The 23,042-nt window shown below is 35.4% G+C and carries 22 protein-coding genes; 14 read left to right on the forward strand and 8 right to left on the reverse strand.

The window, feature by feature from the left end:
- Position 1 precedes the first annotated feature (1 nt).
- The 7 genes from GON26_RS02655 (at position 2) to GON26_RS02685 (ending at position 5,994) form a co-directional block, all read left to right on the forward strand.
- The gene (locus GON26_RS02655; protein WP_160373160.1) at positions 2-715 is read left to right on the forward strand and encodes a 16S rRNA (uracil(1498)-N(3))-methyltransferase; all 714 of its coding nucleotides are present in this window, start codon (positions 2-4) and stop codon (positions 713-715) included.
- A gap of 76 nt (positions 716-791) precedes the next feature.
- Positions 792-1,430: a DUF4159 domain-containing protein gene (locus GON26_RS02660; protein WP_160373161.1), complete on the forward strand. Its 639-nt coding sequence runs from the start codon at positions 792-794 to the stop codon at positions 1,428-1,430.
- 10 nt (positions 1,431-1,440) lie between these two features.
- On the forward strand, positions 1,441-1,935 hold the full coding sequence (locus tag GON26_RS02665) for a TrmH family RNA methyltransferase (RefSeq protein WP_160373162.1): 495 nt from the start codon (positions 1,441-1,443) through the stop codon (positions 1,933-1,935).
- 160 nt (positions 1,936-2,095) lie between these two features.
- Positions 2,096-3,049, forward strand: a complete 954-nt coding sequence (locus GON26_RS02670) for a zinc metalloprotease (RefSeq protein ID WP_160373163.1) — start codon at positions 2,096-2,098, stop codon at positions 3,047-3,049.
- A gap of 106 nt (positions 3,050-3,155) precedes the next feature.
- The gene (locus tag GON26_RS02675) at positions 3,156-4,247 is read left to right on the forward strand and encodes an AI-2E family transporter (RefSeq protein ID WP_160373164.1); all 1,092 of its coding nucleotides are present in this window, start codon (positions 3,156-3,158) and stop codon (positions 4,245-4,247) included.
- 2 nt (positions 4,248-4,249) lie between these two features.
- A complete protein-coding gene (locus tag GON26_RS02680) occupies positions 4,250-5,431 on the forward strand; it encodes a THUMP-like domain-containing protein (protein WP_160373165.1) in 1,182 nt (393 codons plus the stop codon).
- Positions 5,432-5,433: 2 nt separating this feature from the next.
- Positions 5,434-5,994 carry a hypothetical protein gene (locus GON26_RS02685; RefSeq protein ID WP_160373166.1) on the forward strand — a complete coding sequence of 187 codons (561 nt, stop codon included), beginning with the start codon at positions 5,434-5,436 and terminating at the stop codon, positions 5,992-5,994.
- Between the two features lie 76 nt (positions 5,995-6,070).
- Here GON26_RS02685 and GON26_RS02690 read toward each other — a convergent pair whose 3' ends face one another.
- From GON26_RS02690 to GON26_RS02700, 3 genes are all read right to left on the reverse strand, one after another.
- Positions 6,071-6,724 (reverse strand): M15 family metallopeptidase, encoded by a 654-nt coding sequence (locus GON26_RS02690; RefSeq protein ID WP_160373167.1) that lies wholly within the window; start codon positions 6,722-6,724, stop codon positions 6,071-6,073.
- A gap of 278 nt (positions 6,725-7,002) precedes the next feature.
- Entirely contained in the window at positions 7,003-7,389 is a 387-nt protein-coding gene (locus tag GON26_RS02695) for a helix-turn-helix transcriptional regulator (RefSeq protein ID WP_160373168.1), read from the reverse strand.
- A 229-nt stretch (positions 7,390-7,618) separates the two neighbouring features.
- A complete protein-coding gene (locus tag GON26_RS02700; RefSeq protein ID WP_160373169.1) occupies positions 7,619-8,023 on the reverse strand; it encodes a hypothetical protein in 405 nt (134 codons plus the stop codon).
- A gap of 932 nt (positions 8,024-8,955) precedes the next feature.
- Between GON26_RS02700 and GON26_RS02705 the strand changes: the two genes are divergently transcribed.
- From GON26_RS02705 to GON26_RS02735, 7 genes are all read left to right on the forward strand, one after another.
- On the forward strand, positions 8,956-9,387 hold the full coding sequence (locus GON26_RS02705) for a sugar dehydrogenase complex small subunit (RefSeq protein ID WP_160373170.1): 432 nt from the start codon (positions 8,956-8,958) through the stop codon (positions 9,385-9,387).
- A gap of 11 nt (positions 9,388-9,398) precedes the next feature.
- Positions 9,399-11,279, forward strand: coding sequence for a GMC family oxidoreductase (locus GON26_RS02710; protein WP_202110823.1), 1,881 nt, complete (start codon positions 9,399-9,401; stop codon positions 11,277-11,279).
- Between the two features lie 5 nt (positions 11,280-11,284).
- On the forward strand, positions 11,285-12,550 hold the full coding sequence (locus GON26_RS02715; protein ID WP_160373171.1) for a ferritin-like domain-containing protein: 1,266 nt from the start codon (positions 11,285-11,287) through the stop codon (positions 12,548-12,550).
- Between the two features lie 38 nt (positions 12,551-12,588).
- Complete coding sequence (locus GON26_RS02720; RefSeq protein WP_160373172.1) at positions 12,589-12,951, forward strand: putative quinol monooxygenase; 363 nt, start codon at positions 12,589-12,591, stop codon at positions 12,949-12,951.
- Between the two features lie 62 nt (positions 12,952-13,013).
- Positions 13,014-14,039, forward strand: coding sequence for a heme-binding protein (locus GON26_RS02725; protein WP_160373173.1), 1,026 nt, complete (start codon positions 13,014-13,016; stop codon positions 14,037-14,039).
- A 31-nt stretch (positions 14,040-14,070) separates the two neighbouring features.
- Positions 14,071-14,808 carry an antibiotic biosynthesis monooxygenase family protein gene (locus tag GON26_RS02730; protein WP_160373174.1) on the forward strand — a complete coding sequence of 246 codons (738 nt, stop codon included), beginning with the start codon at positions 14,071-14,073 and terminating at the stop codon, positions 14,806-14,808.
- Between the two features lie 46 nt (positions 14,809-14,854).
- Positions 14,855-16,315: an FAD-binding oxidoreductase gene (locus GON26_RS02735; RefSeq protein WP_160373175.1), complete on the forward strand. Its 1,461-nt coding sequence runs from the start codon at positions 14,855-14,857 to the stop codon at positions 16,313-16,315.
- A gap of 52 nt (positions 16,316-16,367) precedes the next feature.
- Here the strand turns inward: GON26_RS02735 and GON26_RS02740 are convergent, their stop codons facing one another.
- From GON26_RS02740 to GON26_RS02760, 5 genes are all read right to left on the reverse strand, one after another.
- On the reverse strand, positions 16,368-17,189 hold the full coding sequence (locus tag GON26_RS02740; RefSeq protein WP_160373176.1) for a phospholipase A: 822 nt from the start codon (positions 17,187-17,189) through the stop codon (positions 16,368-16,370).
- Between the two features lie 206 nt (positions 17,190-17,395).
- Entirely contained in the window at positions 17,396-18,046 is a 651-nt protein-coding gene (locus GON26_RS02745) for an NAD(P)H-binding protein (protein ID WP_160373177.1), read from the reverse strand.
- A 121-nt stretch (positions 18,047-18,167) separates the two neighbouring features.
- Positions 18,168-19,985, reverse strand: coding sequence for an alkaline phosphatase (locus GON26_RS02750; RefSeq protein ID WP_160373178.1), 1,818 nt, complete (start codon positions 19,983-19,985; stop codon positions 18,168-18,170).
- A 247-nt stretch (positions 19,986-20,232) separates the two neighbouring features.
- On the reverse strand, positions 20,233-21,204 hold the full coding sequence (locus GON26_RS02755) for a purple acid phosphatase family protein (RefSeq protein WP_160373179.1): 972 nt from the start codon (positions 21,202-21,204) through the stop codon (positions 20,233-20,235).
- Positions 21,205-21,292: 88 nt separating this feature from the next.
- Complete coding sequence (locus tag GON26_RS02760; RefSeq protein ID WP_160373180.1) at positions 21,293-23,035, reverse strand: RagB/SusD family nutrient uptake outer membrane protein; 1,743 nt, start codon at positions 23,033-23,035, stop codon at positions 21,293-21,295.
- Positions 23,036-23,042: the final 7 nt, after the last annotated feature.

The following is a 23,042-nucleotide window of genomic DNA, read 5'->3' on the forward strand; positions in this document are numbered from 1 at the left end:
TATGCAATTATTTTACAATCCGGATATAGACGAAACGACTGAAACTTTTTCTTTTGATAAAGAAGAAAGCCGCCACATTATTAAGGTTTTACGAAAAAAAGACTCGGATATCCTACATGTAACCAATGGCTTAGGTCTATTATTTGAAACTGAAATTACTTTGGCTTCTGATAACAAATGTATGGTTCAGGTCAATAAAATTACACACGCTGACAAACCCAAATTTAGTTTGCATTTGGCTGTTGCTCCTACCAAAATGAATGATCGTTTTGAATGGTTTCTGGAAAAAGCAACTGAAATTGGAATTCAGGAAATCACACCCATCATTTGCGACCGATCAGAAAGAAAAGTAATCAATAAAGAGCGTTTCGAGAAAATTATCCTCTCAGCGATGAAACAATCAAACGAAACTTTTTTGCCAAAACTAAATGATGCGATTTCGTTTAAGGAATTCATTAAACAAAAAAACAAAGGTTTGCAATTGATTGCGCATTGCGAAGAAACCGATAAAAAATCGCTTAAAGAAGTTTTGAAAATCAACGAAGATGTAACCATCCTGATTGGTCCCGAAGGTGATTTTTCGGAAAAAGAAATCGCATTGGCAATAGAAAACAACTATCAGCCAGTAATGTTAGGAAACACGCGCTTAAGAACCGAAACTGCAGCAATTGTGGCTTGCCATAGTATAGTTTTTTTTAATGAAAATTCGAATTAATCCTATAACGAATATGCGTAGTAGAGACGCACTGCAGTGCGTCTCTACAAATTGCGTCTCTACAATAGAAATTATTATGAAAAAAATATTTTATTTATTTTTATTGATTTCAGTTTCTTCATTTTCTCAAGAAATTGCTCTATTAAAATATAGCGGTGGCGGTGACTGGTATGCTAATCCAACATCTTTGCCTAACCTGATTAATTTTTGCAATTCAAACATCAATACCCGAATAAAGGCAAAACCATCCACGGTCGAGCCCAGTAATCCGGATTTGCTTTCGTACCCTTTTGTGCACATGACAGGGCACGGAAATGTGGTTTTTAATGATGCTGATGTGAGTAATCTTAGAAATTACCTCACAGCAGGAGGATTTCTTCATATCGATGATAATTACGGAATGGATCAATACATCCGAAAAGAAATCAAAAAAATATTTCCTAATAATGATTTGGTTGAGATTCCGGCCAATCATCCTATTTTTCAAAAACCATTTCCTTTTCCGAACGGATTACCCAAAATTCATGAACACGATGCCAAAAGACCTCAGGCTTTTGGTGTATTTGTAGAAAACAAACTGGTTTTACTTTATACGTACGAATGTGATCTTGGCGATGGCTGGGAAGATCCTGAAGTTAATAATGACCCTATTGAAGTACGCCAAAGGGCACTAAAAATGGGAGCTAACATAATCAATTATATTTTTACGAATTAAAACCTGAAAAGTGCAACTGACTCACGGAGAAAATCAATTTAAAAGAAAAACGTTTCCGATAACGCTGGTTTGTGACCATATCTATTTTCAGCAAAACATTGGTTCTTTGTTTAGAATCAGTGAAGCTTTTGGCGTCGAAAATATCATCTTTTTAGGAAAAGATATTCCGCTTACTCCCCGCAAAATCAATAAAACTTCCAGAAGTACACACTTGTATGTACCCTATTCTGTTATGGAAGAAACTACTGAATTAACTTCGTATTTACTCGAAAATAAATTTGAAATTATTGCTTTAGAAATTGCAAGCAACAGCAAACCCCTTAAAGAAATCCATATTCCTGCTGACAAAAAAATAGCCTTAATTGTAGGTAGTGAAATTGATGGAATTTCAGAAGAAATCTTAAAAATTTCGACTCAAATAGTTCATATTAATATGTTTGGAAAAAACAGCAGTATGAATGTTGTGCAAGCGACCAGTATCGCATTGTACGAAATAACTTCTTAAAAAAATTATTTATTTTTTTGTAAGAACTAGATTATTCGGGGTTTTGTAAAATTCTCACAAAATATTCTTTGTAAAAATTTGGTGACTTTGTAGTTTTGTTATAAAATTGCGATATTAAATAACCAGCCAGTATTTTTATAACAAAAAAAACAAATTTATTATGAAGAAAGTTTTATTATCTGCAATTGCAGCCGTTATGTTCTTTTCATGTCAAAACGAACAAAATGAAGAATCAACAAATTTAGATGCTTCTGCAATCACACACCGTGGTTGTGCAACACAGGAGGTTTTTGAAGCACAATTGAAAGCAGATCCTGCTTTAGCCCTTAAAATGAATCAAATTGAGGCCTTTACTCAAAATCGTATTTTAACGAATCGTTTAGTAAACGGAAAAATTGAAATTCCGGTAATCGTGAATGTATTGTACCGTACAGCAGCACAAAACATTTCTGATGCCCAAATTCAATCTCAAATCGATGTTCTGAACAAAGATTTTAATGCTCAGAATTCTGATTACAATAGTGTACCAGCACTATTCTCAGGAGTAAAAGCAAATGTTGGAATCACTTTTGTATTAGAAAAAATCAACCGGAAATCGACAACAAAAACTTCCTGGGGAACAAATAATGCCATGAAAAAAACCGCGCAAGGCGGAATTGCTCCAACATCGCCAACTACAAAATTAAACATGTGGTCTTGTGCTATTGGAGGAGGAATTTTAGGATATGCGCAATTTCCAGGAGGATCATCTTCTACAGACGGAGTTGTTATTGATTCTAGATACTTTGGATTATCAGGCAGCGCCAATGCACCATTTAACTTAGGAAGAACAGGAACACACGAAGTAGGACACTGGATGAACCTGCGTCATATCTGGGGAGACGCAAATTGCGGTAGCGATTTAGTATCTGATACACCAACACATAACACAGCAAATTATGGTGTACCAGCGTATCCTCATTACAGCACTTGTTCAGGAACACCTGTAGAAATGACAATGAATTACATGGATTACACAGACGACAACGGAATGTACATGTTCTCAACTGGTCAAAAAAATAGAATGGCAGCTATTTTTGCTTCAGGAGGACCTAGAGCAGCATTTGGCATCTAAGAAAACATAAATCCTAAATTTATTAAAAGCGAGATATAAAAGTCTCGCTTTTTTTATGTGTTTAATTTTAAACACTTTTCTTATATTTATAATCTAAAAAAGAAACATGATAACATCTAAAATTATTTCGAACGGGATTTTAAGAGCGCTGACCACTATTTTAGTTGTTTGTGCCATTTTATATTTTTTATATGAAATACAAACCGTAATTGTTTATTTATGTGTTTCCCTTATTTTATGCCTGATAGCAAACCCTTTAGTACAGTTTTTGAAAACCAAATTAAAGTTCAGCAACTCCATGGCTGCAACCACCACGCTCTTCTTATTTATATTATTATTAATTGGTTTTATCTTATTGTTTGTACCCCTAATTATTTCGCAGGCTAACAACTTGTCTTTGCTTGATACAGATAATCTGCAAAAGCAGTTTATAGAAACAGAGCGTTCGATAGAAACCTATTTTAATATTCAGCATGTGGATTTAAATGATATGCTAAAAAAATCTAAAATAACCTCAACCTTGGATTTCAGTTACTTTACAGGCTTTATCAACTCGATTATGGGTTTTATGGCTGATATGGGAATGGGATTGGTCTCTGTTTTTTTTATCACGTTCTTTTTTATAAAAGATCAGGAATCTTTTAAAGCAACTGCAAGAAGAATTTTACCTGACAACAACGAAGACAAAATTTTAAATTCTATTACTAAAATCAACCATTTACTGACCCGTTACTTCGTTGGGCTCTTATTACAACTTACGGTAGTCTTTATTTTATATTTAATTGTTCTGATGATTTTTGGAAACCAAAACGCATTTGTAATTGCTTTTTTGTGTGCCATTTTAAATATCATTCCTTATATCGGACCGATTATTGGAACGATCCTAGCCGGTATTTTAACGATGATTAGCCTAATAGGAAGTGATTTTAGATCCGAAATTTTGCCCACTACCATCTATGTCGTAATCGGATTTATGCTTGTACAGGCCATTGATAACAATATCAGTCAGCCTATAATTTCATCAAAAAGTGTAAATTCGCACCCGCTGGAAATATTTTTGATTACTTTGATAAGCGGTATCACCTTTGGAATTGTTGGGATGATCATTGCTATTCCCGTTTTTACGATGGTAAAGGTAATTTTAAAAGAATTTTTTCCAAATAATAAAATTGTATCCGTACTAACCGAAAGAATTTAACCTTGAACACTCCTATTTTAAGCAACGATATTCAGGAATTTATCACTAAAAATATTGGCGCTTCGATGACCAGATTAGCGCTTCAGAAAAATCCTTTTCCAGCTGTTGACTGGATTATGATTTTAAATCAAATTGAAGCCAAAACAAAAGCAAAAGACAAATTACCTACCTGGTTTTCAACAGAAAAAATTGTATATCCATCTAAAATTTCGGTAGAACAAACTTCTTCTGAAAAAACGGCTCAGTATAAAGCATCCCTTATTTCAGGTGAAAGTATAATTGACCTGACAGGCGGTTTTGGTGTTGATGATTATTACTTTTCAAAACAATTTCAAAACATTGCGCATTGCGAAATCAATGCGGAATTATCGGCTATTGTAAAACATAATTTTGAGCAATTACAAATTACCAATTGCGCTTTTTATGCAGATGACAGTACAAATGTATTAAGCGATTCAAACCAAAAATGGGATTGGATTTATATTGATCCATCAAGACGAAATGATGCTAAAGGTAAAGTTTTTATGCTGAAGGATTGCTTGCCAAACGTACCTGATTTATTGGACTTTTATTTTGAAAACTCCCATTCAATTCTGATAAAAACAGCTCCTTTACTCGATCTTTCTGCAGGTTTAGCCGAATTGAAATTTGTAAAAAACATTCACATAATTGCTCTTGAAAATGAAGTAAAAGAATTGCTTTTTGAAATTCATCATCACTATTCAGGCGATATAACCATCAAAACGGCGAATATTACAAAAGACAAAACAGAAACATTTGAATTTGTCTTAGATAACGAAAATAGCTATGCCTCTTATCATCTGCCCCTGAAATATTTGTATGAACCGAATTCGGCAATTATGAAATCCGGAGGTTTTGATGAAGTAAGTGCTCTTTTCAAAATAGATAAATTGCACAAACACTCTCATTTATACACTTCAGAAGAATTAATTGCATTTCCGGGAAGAACTTTTGAGATTAAAAAAGTCATTTCATACAATAAAAATGACATGAAAAATGAGCTGCAAAACCAACAGGCAAACATTACTACCCGTAACTTTCCTGATACGGTAGAAGCCATTCGGAAAAAATGGAAAATAAAAAGCGGAGGAAATATGTATTGTTTTTTTACAACAGATAAAAATGATAACAAAATAGTTTTAATTTGCACAAAAATAATTTAAAAATGAAACCACTAATTACACTAACTTTTTTTCTGTTAACCCTTACTGCATTTGCACAAAAGCCATGCGAATACAGTGCAAACGTAAATGACTCTATAGGATCCTATAAAGTTACTAATGAATATTTAATGAGCGAAAAAAACTTTGCCGGCTCCAGTTATATATTCTTTTCGTTAGCACAAACTGATGGTTTACCTACTTTGAACGTACAGCTTATTCAAAAAAGTAAAGATTTTATAAAAGCACAATGTTTTGATAAAAATTCGAAAATATTTTTGCAGTTACAAAACGGAAAAATAGTAACCTTACTGCACATTAATCAGGAAAGCTGTGGCACACTTATTCGTGATAATGGTGTTGACAACCGTATCAATACCGGTATTTTTATGTTTATGAAAGATACTTTTGAAGAACTAAAAAAATCGCCTATAAGCCTAATGCGTATTAAGTATCTAACTGATATTGAAGATTATGTAGTAAAAAGCGAACTTACATCAGAACTTGATGGCAAAGTATTTCATCCGGATACCTATTTTATCGAAAATTTAAGATGCATCGAGTAATTTAGACTTACCCTTAAATTTCCTTTTCTTTATAATTCAACCCGACAAGTTTTTGAAACCAGTCGGGTTTGTTTAATTAATTACAGTCCCATTTTTGATTGGAAACCTTATCCTTTAATCCCGATTTTAAATTATAATGCCACCACTCCGAATCAAATGAATTGAAGCCGTTTTTAATCATTATTTTTTTCAGGAACTTACGGTTAGATTTTATTTCCTTAGACAATTTGGTATAATTATGACCTGCTTCGATACCAAAAAAATCAAAAGAAGTTCCCATATCCAGTTCTTTACCATTAGCATCTACTAATGAAATATCAACTGCTCCTCCTCTATTGTGAATAGAACCTTTTTTAGGATCGGCTACATACTGCGGATTCGAAACAATCTCCCACATTTTTTTCTGAATATCTAAAGGCCTGTAACAATCGTATAGTTTTATTCTGAAGCCTTTTTTCATAAACTCTTTATTTGCCGCTACAAGTGCCTCAACAGTTTTTAAACGTAAAAAACATTCGGCACAATCATATACTTTGGCTTTCAAAAAATTACCATCAGTCGCATATTTCATATCATAAATAAAATCCTGACTGTAATTTTTTAAATTAACAAAAGTAGTATCTGCAATGATTTCGGTTTTAGATTCTGTGTAAACTTCATTTTGGGCATTTAGGGAGGCAATCCAAAAAAAAGGAAGAACCGCAACTAAAGATTTGGTAAATTTTGACATGAAAATGGATGTTTAAAAATTGTAACGCTTTTCTCAAAAGTAAATATAGACATAAATAAACCCGTTGGGAGTAATTAATAAAAATTTAATTAAACACATAAGAGAAAACATAGATTTTAGGATTTTGGAAAAAAGGAAATTAAGAAGAAACTCGTTTCTTCACATATAGTCCCGATTACTATCGCCAAGAACTATTTCTTTTTAAAACTATAGTATTTGCAATAAAATGAAAAAATAATAACTGAATCTTTTGGTTGACTATTTTATATTTTACTGAATTAAATCTCACCAAATTTTTCTTTATATCGTTCCAGTTCTCTCTCGGTTCTCTCTAATAATTTTTCAAGCAGTTTTATTTTATCTTCATACAGTTTTTTGAGAGTTGCTGTGTTATCAGAATTAATTAAAACACTCCCGTTATTGTTTCCTTTTACATTATTAAAACTGTTAAAATAACGTTGTCTGTCAAAACTAATAATATCTTCGACACTCACTTCTAAAATTTCTGCAATTGCGGTTAATTTTTCATAAGATAAAATGGTAATTCCTTTTTCAATTTTACTATATCCTGCCTGCGTAACGCCTAATTGTTTTGCCATATATTCCTGCGTATAATTTTTCAGTTCTCTAATGCTTTTTATTTTATTTTTTATTGAGGTAGGCATAATTTTTTATTTGGGGATGTAGTACGGCTAAAACTGTCACACCACTAAAACATTAGCAGTGTAACCCTTGTTTATTTGCATATACTCTCAAACTACTTCAATGGTAGGTGAAGGAAGTAATTTGTCGTTATTTTTTTCTGGTAGTAATGATAAAACCATATACGACAGCTACAGCTATAATAGCCAGATCGTATTGGGATATTGTAGATAATAACATTGATGGAAGAGTCTAAGCGTTTTTCTTTAAAATTCGATGGTATTCTAAATCCAGATAGTCATTAATTTGTTTCTCTATCAGATTTTTATCCTCTGTTTTAATTTTTACTTTGATCTCTTTTTGACATCTGTCCCGGACTATTACAAAATATACAGATTCTGAAGTATCATGAAACCGTAAGATGGTAATGATACTATAGCCTAAAAGAGTTGGAACGATGTAATACATTTCTGTTAGGTCAGAAAAAAGCATTGCATAATATCCTAAAGCGGTAACAGCAATAAAAGCAGCATTTTCAAAAAAGTAGGTTTTCTTTTTTTTTAATATTGCCAATTCTAGTATATCTCCAAATGGATATTGCCATCTTTTGGTTCCATAATTAAACTGGACTTGATCCGGGGTAAGGGTAATAAACATAATGATATAATTTATTTAGAAAAAGGATGAATTAATTTTACCAATATTTTTAAATAAATGAGTATTTAAAAAGTCAAAATACGCCATTTAATTGCGAATTCTTAAAACTAAAACTACGGTTCGCAATATTACGCATAATCTTCTTTTTTTTCTTACAACAAAAATTATAGAATATAACTAAATGTTATAATTAAATCTAAAATCTCTTTTTTTGCTTGCAAATCCTTACAGATAAGCACTTTTGGTCAATATAACTCTAAGAAAAAAAACTTTTAGTTTTTAGGTGTTTTTTATATGATAATTCTCAGATTTTTTATTTAACAAATACAGAAATATTTGATGATCATTTCCTTATATCTTTCTTTTATAGAGGAACATTAATATAGCTGAAAGACTATTTCTTCCAGTTATAAAAAAAACTTGTACAACAAATTATCTCTCTTATAGCTAATAATAGCCACCTTATGTCAATTTTTTATAATTGATTATTTAACTCTGGTAATTTAGACATAAAACTAAATTCGATATAAAAGCAAATACTGACATACTGAAGTAATCCACTATATAACAGATACTTATATACCAAATTTACGCACCCCAAAACCGCCATCATCCGGAATACTTCGGGAGTTTACATTTTTTTGAAACTGAAAAAGTAGTATTCAGATACAGATTATTCTTCTGATAAAAAAAAATACAAGACACAGCTTATGCAGGATTTTAGACTAGCTGTATTAAAATTAAAATGGCATTAAAAACCGATAAAAACGTTACTACCCTCTAAATCAAAAAACCGAATTGCCGAAAACGGAATCAAAGAGTAGGCTAAACTAAAAACGATTTATTTATGAAAAAGAGCATCATCCCAAAAACAATTATCTCAAAAAAAGATCTCTAAAAGATCATACTTCTTAACCAAAAAAACAAAAACCATGGAACCTAACACCCATTCAAAACTTTTTTTAGAAGTCTCCGCACTTCTTACCGGTTTTAGCAAAACCGAACTCAAAGCTACCGGAATGCAGGAGAGCTACTACAACACCATCCTTAAAAATGTGGACAAAGAAGATGTCGATTATTTCTTTCTGGATGTACACGTACTGCTCCATGACAAAACGCACAATGAAAAAGTCATTGAAGATATTTTAGCTTCAAAATTTATGGCTGATTCCGCTTATAACGGACTGGCAAAAAACATCATTATCCTTTGGTACACCGGAAACTGGGGAAGCGAAGTCATCTCTTCAGCATCATACATTCAGGGGCTTATGTGGAACGCCGGACATACACATCCGCCAGGAGCAAAACAACCTGGTTATGGCTCATGGGCTGAGCGCCCTCTTTCAGTTAAAACTAACATTTAAAAATTATTCAGATGGAAAATAATTATGATGTAGTCATTGTAGGTTCTGGTATTGCAGGATCCATAATAGCTAAGGTTCTTACCAATGCCGGTAAAAAAGTTTTAATGCTCGAAGCTGGTCTTTCAGCCGGTATAGCAATGGATCAGGATGCCAATTATAAAAACTATCAGGACTACCTGAATACGTTTTATAATGCTCCTGCAAAAGTTCCGAACTCGCCCTATCCTAATATTAAAGATGCTCCCTCGATTGATGTTCTTGATATTGAGGTAATCAAAAAAAATACACCTTCGACTAAAGGTTATTTAGTACAAATGGGACCGATACCTTTTGCAAGCGACAACACAAGAGCGCCTGGCGGTACTACTTTGCACTGGCTTGGAACAACACTCAGAATGCTGCCTAATGATTTTAAAATGAAATCGAAATACGGTGTTGGCGTTGACTGGCCCATCAAATATGAAGATATGTCGCGTTATTATCAAATGGCTGAAAACGAAATAGGCGTTTCCGGAGATGTTCAGGACCAAAATTATCCTATTGAGCAAAAAAGCATTTTTGGTAAAGATTATGTGTATCCAATGAAAGCCATACCTACGAGTTATCTTGATAAGGTAATGTCGAAAGTAATTGATAAGAACAGTAAAATTGTACTCAACGATGAAACCTACAAATTGTATTGCATCAGTACACCACAAGGACGAAATTCAATTCCAAATCTTAATTACAATATCAGCGGAGTACAATGGAATCCTGCAACGAAAACACTGGATCTCATAAAAAATGATGCTGAAGACTATAATCCCGTTGGCTCTAATTGGGATCCTTATACGGGACAGCGTTGCGAAGGAAATGCCAGTTGTGTGCCTATTTGTCCTGTACAGGCAAAATACAACGCACTAAAAACTTTCCGAAAATGCGATATGGCCAATCTGGTTGTAAAAACACAGGCAGTAGCATCAAAATTATTGATTAATGAAACGTCTAACTGGATAAATGGTGTTGAATATAAGACGTACATCAATGGAAGTTCTTCTGAGTATGAAACACATACAGCCAAAGGAACTTTATATGTAATGGCTGCCAGTGCCATAGAAAATGCTAAATTATTACTTGCCTCGGGAGCAGCAAACAGCAGCGATCAGGTAGGACGTAATTTAATGGATCATATGACCGTTTTACGATGGGGTTTATCCAAAGAACCTATTTATCCTTACAGAGGGCCAGGATCTACTTCTAATATCCCAACATTTAGAGATGGCGAATTTCGTAAAAATCATGCCGCATGGATACTTCCGTTAGACAACTGGGGCTGGGCATGGCCAACTGGATCACCTGCTACCGATGTAATTAATGCCGTTAACGAAGGTATAATTGGCACAAAACTCCGCTCTAAAATTGAAAATCTGGTAACCCGACAATTCTTCACACATTTTGAATGTGAGCAGGCTCCTGATCCGAATAACAGGGTAACGATTGATCCTGCTTATAAAGATAACATTGGTAATTACAGACCCGTCATTCATTATCAGGCTACAGAGTATATGCTGAAAGCTTTTGAAGCCACCGGAATAGTTTCGGAACAAATGTTCAGCCAGTGTGATATCGAAGATTTTACATCCTACAATCCCGGCAGTGACGCTGACTATGTTACTTACAAAGGCAAGGGTTACACTTTTGCGGGCGCAGGTCACATTGTAGGAACACACCGTATGGGATTTACCAAAGAAGATTCTGTTGTAAATGCTGATATGCGTACCTGGGACCATGATAACCTATACTTAGTAGGTTGCGGCAACATGCCAACACTAGGAACTTCAAACCCAACACTAACGATGTCGGCACTGACTTTTAAAGCTGCCGAAGCTATTTTAAAACAACTTGAACAATAACTATTATGGAAAATAAATTATTTCAAAAGAGCAATCCAAACCGTCAAAAGTTAATTAAACCCATTTCTGATTTGGATATAAATGAAGAAGTCGTATCCATTGCAACCGATACCGCTTCTTTCACTGATAATGAACTGAATTTAAAAACAGCAGCAGTATCTAATAAAAGTGCCAAAGGCATGACGCTGAAAATGTCTAAAAAAGATGTAAAAAATTACATTAAAGATCTAAAACATCTTCAGGATTGCCTTAGAACTGCCTTACAATTAGAACTTTCAACAATACCTCCTTATTTATGTGGGCTTTACACGATTAAAGAAGGCAGTAATGTAGAAGCAGCCGCGCTCATCCGAAGCGTTGTGGTTGAAGAAATGCTGCACATGGTTTTAGTTTCGAACATTCTTAACGCTATCACAGATCCTAAAACAATCAAAAAAGGGGATAAACTTTTTAATGTTAAAGAAATTATTCCAAACTACCCTACTCCACTTCCCGGCGGTATTGTTCCGGAAGTTCCTAAAGGAATGCCTCCTTTTAAAGTTCATTTGCTTAAATTTTCAAGAGAAGCACTGGATGAATTTTCGACTATCGAAAGACCTTCTAATCCTCAGGCTCCAATTACCGGTCATTTTGATAGTATTGGACAGTTTTATGAAGCCATTAGATATGGATTACTTCGCCTGAATGAGACCACTCCGGGTGGTATTTTTATTGGTGATCCAAAACGTCAGATTACTGCTGAACATTATTATGGAAGTGGTGGTAAAATTACAAAAGTAGTCACCTACGAAGATGCTGAAGAGGCTATTGGCGAGATTGTTGGACAAGGTGAAGGTATTGACGGAACTATTGCAACGGAGCAGGTTTTATTTGGAGAAGACATTGAATATGCACATTATTTTAAATTCCAGGAAATCTGTTTCGGACGTATGTACAGCGCCAATGATACCAATTTTCAAATGCCGGTAAAAAGTATTCCAACGGGTAAGCCTTTTACCGTGAGCTGGTCTTCTGTTTACAATATGAAAGCCAATCCTAAAATGAAAGATTACGAACACAATCCCGAATTGCTGGAAAAAGCGATCGAATTCAATAAAGTTTATGTACAGCTTTTAAACGGAATAAATGATGCCGTAAGCGGAAATCCAGAACTTCTAATAAAAGGAATTACCGTTATGTACGACCTGAAATACAAGGCTTTAGAATTATTAAATATTCCGTTGGAAAATGGCGAATGTGCCGGTCCCACCTTCGAATATGTAGCCTTATAATGTAAAACCACGCTATTCATCAACTAAAAAAACAAATTATGTATTATCCACTAGAAGCAAAATGGACTATCCTGCCCGGAAATGAGGCAAAAGCTACAGAAGCTTTAAAACAACTTGCACTGGATGTGCAGGAAAATGAGCCAGAAACCATCATGTATATGGTACATGTACCCAACTTTAAAGAAAAAAGTCTGCCTACGCCTGCTCAGGGCGAAGTGATTTTCTGGGAAGTTTATGAAGATCAGGAAGGTTTTTTAAAACATGTAAATGGTCCCATATTTCAAAACTTTGTAAAAACCTATGGTGAGCTATTTTTAAGTGATTTTAGTACGCCGCCACAAGTTTTCATGACCACAGAGGTCTTAACTCTGATTGAAGGATTCAGCCGAAAAGTGTTGTAGAGCCTTCAAATAAAAAAAAATCCCTTCCAAAAACAAAACAAAATCAATCCAAAAAAAATAAAATGGCAACAGAACAAAACAATCCGTTAGCAAATCTAAACCTCTCCGGTTTAAACAAGCTCGAAGCAAAAGCAGACAATAAAACACTGAAATCAAAATTTAAAGCTGCTGCTTCAGCAGAAACTCCAGCACCTGTCAATTTAGGAGTATTAGAAACATTAATTGGTACGTGGGTTGGTCCGGGATTTAACCTGATCGAAGTTCCTAACATGAATCAGGCAAAACCAGGTCCGCCACCTGCTGATAAATTCAAAATTATATTAAATTCTACGGCTGAAACCTTCACTTTTTCCTCTATTGGAGGTGATATCATCAACCGCGGAAATGCACAGACTGATATTGCCTTTATGGGTTTGCATTATCTGCAGCAAGTTGACGATGTTAATCTCCCAAGCGGACAAAACGGTATTCACCTCGAAACCGGTTTGTTTCTTAATCTTCCGAGTGGTACTGATCCTTTGGTACAACCCAGTATTGCCAGATTAGGTTCGATTCCGCATGGGGATTCCCTTTTGGCACAGGGAACATTTTTTACCGTAAATGGAGGACCAAAATTCGAAGTCGCTGACCCTACTCCTTTTTTTATTCAAAATGGTGTAAGAGTAAATGATACAAGCGAAACCTATCTCTCGCAATTAAAAAATGCCGTTGCTCCTCCCGGAATTCCTCAGGAAGTAATCATGAATCCGAATATTTTGCTTGAAAATGCTATTGCAGGGCAAAATATTACGCAAACCATCGTAATTCTTTTAGACGCCAACCCGATAGATGGAGTGGCGAATGCCGGAGTTACAGCTCCTGTTGGCGGGATTACCAATATTCCTTTTGTGAATGTGAATGCCAATGCAAATAGTCTTTCTGCTATTTTTTGGATCGAAACGGTACAAAATCCTGACGGAACTACTTTTCTTCAATTACAATATACCCAAACTGTAATTCTTGACTTCCCCGTTTTTGCACCTGACGGAAGTGTAGTCGAAATTAAATGGCCGCATATTTCTGTTGCCACACTTCGTCTTCAGGAATAAAAATCATTAAAAAACAATTAAAAAATTTCAAATGGAAAATAATAACACCCCACCCATGTTGCTTCACAGTACGTATTTTAATCTGGGGACAAGCAACACTTCCGGCATTGTAGAAGCCTACATGGCTGAGGCCAGACAATATCTTTCCGAATCAATAGGAATGATTTCGTTCTGGATCGGTACAAGAGATGAGGATATGGTCAGACCAGAGAATGATCTTCAATATGATATTGCCATGCATCAGCTTTTTAAAGATGAAGCTTCTTTTAATTTATACAATGCAAATGATTCTGCACACAATCAATTTGTAATTGATGTAAACAGATGGGTTCCGGGCACTACAAGACGTGTTTTAGATGCGTATGTTACGAATCTTATTTTTGGAGGAAACTCTTCAGAAGCACAAACTATTGGCGCTGACGGAAACTTTCCGCAAAGTGTGATTCATAATTTATATTTCTCCCTTACGGATAAATCACCAGAAAACATTAAAAAATTCACAGACATCTGCGTAGAATATCTATCAGGACATTCTGGAATTCAGGAATTTACAACTGGAGGATTAACCGATATCAAAAGAGATGTTTCGGTACGCAATTTTGAAGTTGTCGTTTCCATCATCTACGAAAGTAAAAAAGCGTATGATGATTATCTGACAAGTAAAAAACACGAGGATTTTTTTCCTGCCACTAAAGGGATGATTGCCAACACTTACATTTTTGATTCGTATTTAAAATATCAGTCAAAAGTATATTCTCTTACGAGATAGTTATTCCTTTTTAAAACAAAAAAATAATCCAAAAAAACCAAAGATCATGATAGAAACAGCTATACAGGAATTAGTTCGTGAACTAAGCGGCTATGTGCTGCAGCCTGGAGATTCAGACTATGAAGAAGTAATACGAATTGATAACGGACGAATTCAGTTCAGGCCCCGCTTAATTATTTTCCCGGCAGTAATCGACGATGTAAAACTGGGATTAAAATTTGCCATCACCACTAATCTTCCTTTTTCGATAAAAGGCGGTGGCCATAGCGCTGCAGGTTATTGTCTTAATGAAGGAGGCGTGGTAATCGCCATGAAAAATTTAAACCGAATTACTTTCGATCAAAAAAAAGAAACCGTTACCGCAGAAATGGGTGTAATCTGGTATGATGTATATAAATTTATGCAGGCTACGAATACCGGTCTTATTCCTGTTGGCGGTGGCTGCCCTACTGTTGCGCCTCCAGGTTTTATGCTGGGTGGCGGATACAGTTTTGTTTCGCGTTCGTACGGAATGAGCATCGATAATCTGGAAAGTCTAAAAATCGTAACTCCGGATGGAGAACTACGACATATTGGTGTAAACAGTACAGCTGCAGAAGATATAGATCTTTTCTGGGCTTGCTGCGGTGGCGGTGGCGGAAACTTTGGTATTGTAGTCGAAATGGAAATGAGAGTTCGTACGCCATTAAGTAAAAAAATGCTGGTGGGGCAAATTCGCTATCCATTAGAAATGGCAGAAGATGTCCTGGGCTATTATAATGACTGGGTAGAAACGGTACCGGACGCCATGGCTGTTTATGGTTTTATGGGCAATCAAAAAGACCTTATCGATAAAACCACTAATGTAAAAGTGTTAGGTTTAACTCCCGTTTTTAATGGCGATGGTGCAGAAGGTATCGATTTGCTTCAGGGACTTCTAAAGCTAAAACCTATCAATGCCGATTTGTTTAATATGACGCTTCCAGACTGGGAATTTTATAACGGTTACACCACAAGAGTCGCCGGTAGAAGTTCGTACATACGCTCAACGGTTCTTCCGAAAAACGGAATGAATAATGACGTTGCTAAGGTTATTATCGAGTCTATGAGCAAAGCTCCTTCGGCTGAAAGTTTTGCCGTTTGGACACATGCCGGTGGTGCTATCGAAAATGTTGCTGCAGACGCTACTGCTTATGTACATAGAAACAGTCGTTTTGTTCCGGAAATAAAGGCAATCTGGGATTTAGACAAACCTGGAGACACTCTTAAAAATGTAGAATGGGCCTATGAATTTTTCGAAAGATTATCAAATGCAGGAAATGCTACCGGAGCTTACGTTAACTACATAGATCCCTTACAGCATAACTGGACGGAACAGTATTACGGAAGTAATTACAAACGTCTTTTGGAAATCAAAAAAAGAGTCGATCCTAATAACTTTTTTAACTTTCAGCAAAGTGTAGGTTCTACTTTCAATCCTACAAAAGAGCTGACAGATATCAGTCCTATAAACCGCACCCGAGTATAATTTTTACCGTATTTTATCTCCCTGACACTGCGTTCTGCAGTTTGTCAGGGACTTAAAAAATACCCATATTTTCAGGTTTTATGGTAAATCCTAAACGCACCATACTTTTATGTTCCTGATAATCAATCAAACTTTCGGTGTAGCCCACAAACCATTGGAGCGTGAGATAATAATTCTCATTTTTGTACGGTCTCCAGTTAACTTGTGTCTGTAAAGATCCATAATTGATCAAACCGCTTCCTTTCCTGAAAAGAATATCAGCACTCCATCGTCCCGGCTGTATCTGATAGCTTGCACTGGCTTCGCCATAACCAACATATTTGGTAAGTTCCGGATTATCATCTTTATCCACTAACGGAAACCATCCTCTCAGTCCCACAACCCAGCGTGGCGAAATTTGTGATTTTAATGAAAAAGCAAGCATATTCCAGGTTCTTGAATAAATAGAATCCCTTCCGTTTGATTCGTGTTCTAATGAAATTGTACCGTAAGTCAGCCTGTTTCCTTTTAAGTAAAACGGACGAACAATCGCTACGCCTGGGTTAAAATTAATTTCTGAAAAGGGTTTTGAACTTGCATAAATATCCCAAAAGGCTTTTTGAGTGTACATTAAATAAGGATAAAACCCACCCCACAAAGGTTTTGATTTTAATCGGAGTTTAAAACTTACCTGATATTTTACATCTGAATTATCTCGTGTGATATCGGTATTGATGGGCACACCTGTTAAAAAATAATTGTCTTTGTGAACAGAAAAACTAGGTTCTTTAAGCAGCGAATCGGCCGCTCGGAAATTTTTCTTTTCTTCTACAATTTGAGAATTTGCTGTGATTGAGAATAAAATAAGACAAATGAATAGGTGTTTAAAGTGCATTCTTACGGGTATAAATTAGGATATCTTTTAAGCTTTTATGCAAAAGTAAGCATCACAACGAATCCTTTTAACTCAATAAAAACAAGAGTTAACCCAATAAATTCAAGTGTTTTTGATCAATCAGTAAGAATAGAAAAATTACAAATAATAAAGCCTTCAAAATCAACATTTGAAGGCTTATAATTTAATTGCTAAATCTATTTTAATCAGACTGATTGAGCAAAGCTGAATATTTTTTCAAGTTCAATAACAGAAGTTCCTTTGGGCGATATTTTGGGTGCCTGAGCTAATTTCTGAGCCAGTACAGCTGTTGGCATTGGTTTGAATTTACGGAACAAACCTATTGCATTGACAAAATTTAATACACCCGCTGATACCTTTTCGCCCAAACGATCTGATCCCTCACGTAAAAGAAGTCCGGGTTTAAAAATAATATACTGTTCAAAATTAAATTCTGAAATTTTATCTTCAAGTTTTCCTTTTAATTGAGAATAAAAAACACTGCTCTTTGAAGAAGCTCCGTAAGCAGATAATAATACAAAAGCAGTTATTCCGTTTTCTTTACCTAATTGGGCAAATTTCACCGGAATATCAAAGTCTATTTTGATTTGGTTTTCCTTTGAACCTGCTGCCTTTAGCGTTATTCCTAAACAAGAAAAGAGTACATCGCCAACAATCAAGTCCTTATAACTATCGATTTTGGAAAAGTCAACAACATGCTCTACAAGTTTAGGATTCTGTTTTCCAGTTGGTCTTCTCACAAAAATCGTAACCTTTGTATAAGCTGTATCTCTCAAAAGCTCGTCAACCAACAATTCTCCCGTTGCACCTGTTGCGCCAATAATTATTGCTTTCATACTATATAATAGAACCAGTATTGAAAATTTCACATATAATTCTCTGGTTGTGCTTATAAAATTAATTAAATTTTGAATGTAATTAGGCTATTATGAGAATTGTTTGTTCATCTGGACAATTTTAAAAAAGAGCCTCAATAATTTTCTTATAAATTTCAGTATTCTGATACACACCCGAAAAATTTTGAGCTCCGGGTCCGTACGCAAAAACAGGAACCGGAATGGCTGTGTGGTCATTGGTACTGAAACTTCCGTGTACATAGCCCTTTTCTATACTGCCATCGATTAAGGATAATCCGCCTGTTTCGTGATCTGCGGTAACAATTAGCAATGTTTCCTGATTTTGGTCTATAAATTCCATGGCTTGTCCTATCAATTGATCAAAATCCAGCATTTCGCGAACCACATATTCTACATTATTAGAATGTCCTCCATAATCGATCTGTGCACCTTCGGCCATGATAAAAAATGGATTTTTGGTTTTAGAAAAAGTATTGACAGCTTTAGAAAAAGATTTAGATAAAAAATCACCTCTTCCGGCTTTCATCGAAACTACTGCTGCATCATCTAAAAGAACAATTTTATTATTTTTGATGGTATCCAGACTACTGAATTTTTCTGAAAAAGAATAGCCTTTTTCAATCAGTATTTTAGACAAATCTTTTCGGTCTTTTCTGGCTTTAAATTCTTTTAATCCGCCACCAATCAGGATATCAGACGGATTGCTTAAAAAGTCATACGCAATTGGCTCACTATAACTTCTTTCAGGCTGATGCGCATAAAAAGCCGCAGGCGTAGCATCGGTAATATTTCCTGCAGAAATAATCGCTGTTTTAAAATTTTTCTTTGCTAACTGCTGCGTAATTAATGCTAATGATTTTCCGTTTGCATCAACGCTGATAAAGCGGTTATTGGTTTTATTTCCCGTTGCCATTGCGGTTGCACCAGCAGCAGAATCGGTAATATAACTGTCTGATGCTTTGGTAATAGAAAATCCCTGGGTTGGAATATTAAAAAGACTCAACTGTCCTTTGTTGGCTGTATAGCCCGCATAAATCTGAGCCAATCCCATTCCGTCACCAATAAGAAGAATCACATTTTTGGGTTTCTTCTTAGTAAAAGCAGCCGTATTTTTAGGAACATAGGCAGTGTGAAAATCCGTATTTTGATAAAAGGTAGTTTTGATCGTACGGATAAATTGTGTCAATCCTGCTACATTATCGGTACCAATAAAATCCACTTTTAGATTCATCAGCGTCATCCAGGTATTCACATTGTCTGGCGTAGCCCAGAATCTGATTTTTTTATGCTGATCGTGAACTTTTTTAATCGCGGCCAGCATCTTTTGTAAATCTGCCTGTGTCAAAACACCTTTGCCATTCCAAATGGTTATTTTTTTTAAATCCTCGCTGATCATTTCGACGCGTGACAATTCTTCTGGCGAATAATTTTCATTAAGCCTTCCATCAAAATAAATAAATTCAGGATAGGATAACCACTTTGAAGGCACAGGTCTGTTACCTGAAATAACTACTTTAATGTTTTTATTAGCGCTGATTTCCGGAAATGCCTGCAACTGCTGAATGATTATTTTTAAAGTTGATTCCGCATCCGACTTAACATCGATCATTAAAATCAAGGGTTTATTATCTGGATACGCTTTGCCATTCAAATTTTTTAATTTTGAAGAAAGCGGCTCTAAATACAAACTTTTAAGGGTATTATGCTGCGCCATTTCTGTTGCAGTATGCGCTACAAATAATTCATTATTTACTAAAAAAACATCCGCTTCGATAACACCTGTCTGATTAGAATAAGCGCCATAAAAAGGAAGCGAACCCGCATAATCGTTATGCGAATGGATGTTTGATGAACTGTATTCCTGTGCTTGTACGAACAGGAAAAACTGGAGGCAAAAAAGGGTTATTATTTTTTTCATTGAAAAATAGAAATTGATTCGGTTGCAAAGCCGTAGGTAACTTTACAAGGAATTTTATTTATCACTTTTATAGGGGATGATTTGGCAATGCAATTTTTACAACTGCAAACTTATTGAAGGCCTGCAGCGTAAAAATCTAACAAACACATGAAACTAACTTTTACTTCATCTGAATTCGATTTTTTTTTAAAACTAAACATAAAAGAGTTTAAGCCTAAAAATGAAACAGATTTTGACTGGATGTTATTTATTTTTTTATTTCGGTACTATAAATGACTTCGCCTTTTTCGTTGACTGCCTGAACATACAAAGTGTCGGCAAGGACAGAAAACACCATAAAACCATATTCAGAAGCTGCCAGTTTACTAAAAGGCAATTTATCGATTGGAGTAGCTTCTGAAGCTGATCCTGAAACGAAATAATGTGTTTTGCCTTCTGGAAGTAAGTGTTGCAAATCATGATCGTGACCGGCAATATAAGCATCTACTTCGCATTTATCCAAAAGTGATTTTAATGATTTTCGGACAGCCTGTGTATCATAACTTTCTCTTCTTTTTAGGGTTGCCGTAAACAGAGGATGATGCCCCACTACCAATTTCCACTTCACCGTTTTAGGCGCATCATTCAGGGTTTTGATAAGCCATTTTTTTTGAGCTGTGGAATCTTGTGAAATTACATTTTTACCATACTGTTCACTTTTATAAAATGCCGGAATTAAAGGATTGGTATCTATAAAAGCAATCAATACCTGCTCGTTTGGATTTCCGTTTATGGCAAAAGTTTTACTGTAATAACGGGCGGGCATATTCCAGCGGCGGCTTATTTTTGAATAAGCAACCTGCGCATCAGGATTACCGGCATAATCATGGTTTCCTAATACCGAATACCAGTTCCAGTGCAGAGAAAAATCAGTATAAATATCTTCATAAGAAGATTTCCATTGTGGGTCATATTCGCTTGCAACCCCTACCGGATAAAAATTATCACCGGTCGAAATGATAAAATCGCGATTAATGGCTGTAGCTGTAATCCCCATTTGTTTGGCAACAGGAATTTGATGGTCTTCGCCAAATCTGCCCCAATCTCCCATTACAATAAAATTAAGAGCATTTGGATGTTTTTTGACCGCAGTATCTGTAGTCTGAGCAAAAGCAAAATGTGTAGTGAGTGTAAGAATAAATACTTTAACGATGCTTTTTTGAAACAGTGCTATTTTCATTTTTTTTTCTAATTAAAAATTTGAAGGCTATGGCAATCTCATTGAAAGAAAACCAGTAGCCTTCAAAAAAATCTATATTCTAACGGAATTAATATCCTTTATTTTGTTCTAAATAACCCGGAGTATTCGATGCACCATCAATCGCAACTTGCGGAATTGGGAACAATCTGTGGTTTACATCCGTATCTGTTTTTTCGGTCCATTTATCTTCAAAATGTCCAAAACGAATTTGGTTTGTTCTTCTTAAACCTTCCCAGTAAAATTCGAAACCATATTCTCTGTACAAAATATCTAAATTGATAGTAGGAAGTGCTGCAGGAATTGGAGCACGTGCAGTTCTTGATGTTCTTACTTTGTTCATATCAGCCAATGCTCCTGCATTATCTCCTTTTCTTAATTTAGCTTCAGCACGCATCATAAAAATTTCAGCATATCTCAGTAATACCATATCTACACTACTAAAATTATTTCCATCAGGTGAAGTATGACTAAATTGGTATTTAGAAACTCTGTATCCAGAATAGTGCATGCTTCCATCTTTAGTAAAATCAACTTTTTCTGTAAGATTTACATAACCTACGTTTTTATCAGGTCCATTTCCTTTGATCTGTTTTACAGGATAAATTCTGTAACCTTCATCACATTTAAAGAAAGCTCCGTTAGCATCTTTTCTGGCAGCCCATGGAATGCCTCTCATGATTCCTCTGTCTATTTCAAATGTCTCCGCTTTTACACAATAATAATGATCCTGATCGTTTAGTGGCGTAAATCCGGTAAGGTCTTTTAAATGCGCTGGTACTTTTGCATTATTTTTATAAAATCTCGAATCAGCATCTGCAGGATCTACAGCTCCATAAGCATCAACCCATGTCTGGTAAAAATCTGATGTAATAGCCGGACCATCTGTACCATCAGCATTGATAGATTCCGGTCTTGGAAACATGGATCCCGGAATAGACCAATACGCCCAACGGTTGTTTTCATCTTTTAAAACACCACGCTGATCCAATGCAAAAATTAATTCTTTGTTTGAATTATTAGCATCATCAAATAAATCAAAATATTCAGGAGATAAAGTAAATTTACCTGAGTTTATAATGTTATCAGCATATTTAATAACCTTATCCATATCTGCAGCAGCAAATTGAGGTGTACCATAAGGATCACGATAAACAGCAGCATTAAGATACAATCTGGATAGAAGTCCCCAAACTGCAGCCTGTGTCATTCTTCCTGGACCTTTTGTAGTATTGATAACATCGGCAACAGACAATAATTCGCTTTCGATATAAGAAACAGCATCCTGTCCACGAAGTATTTCTGAGGTACTTGCTGATGATTCTTTTTTAAACACAATTCCCCAGCTGTCTAACGTCATCATATTCAAGTAAGCTCTAAGCGCTTTCATTTCGTAAAGTGCTCCCTGCGCTTCTGTATTTCCAACTTCTGCAAGAGGAGTCAATACTTCAATAGCAGATAATGTTCTCGAAATATTTTTTGTAAGCTCATTCCAGGTACTGGTAACCAAGTCATTAGTAGGGGTTGTAGTATGAGCGTGTACTGCTAAATATTTACCTCCATCATACCAGTCTGTTCCACCTCTGTAAGGTAAAATTCCTTCGTCGCTGGCAATTAACTGCAAACCAAAATTGTTGGTGTGTATCCAGGTCGCTTTCAACTGACCGTAAGCCGGAGCAATTGCACCGCTAATTGCTTCTCCTTGTCCGCTTCCGTCTAAGGATTCGTCCAGTACATTTTCTTCTAAGTTGGTACAGCTCCAAGTAAATAATAAACTGAATGCAAGAGCTGCTACTATTATTTTATTTTTCATGTTATGT

The sequence above is a fragment of the Flavobacterium hydrocarbonoxydans genome, from assembly GCF_009789235.1.
Lineage (GTDB): Bacteria > Bacteroidota > Bacteroidia > Flavobacteriales > Flavobacteriaceae > Flavobacterium > Flavobacterium hydrocarbonoxydans.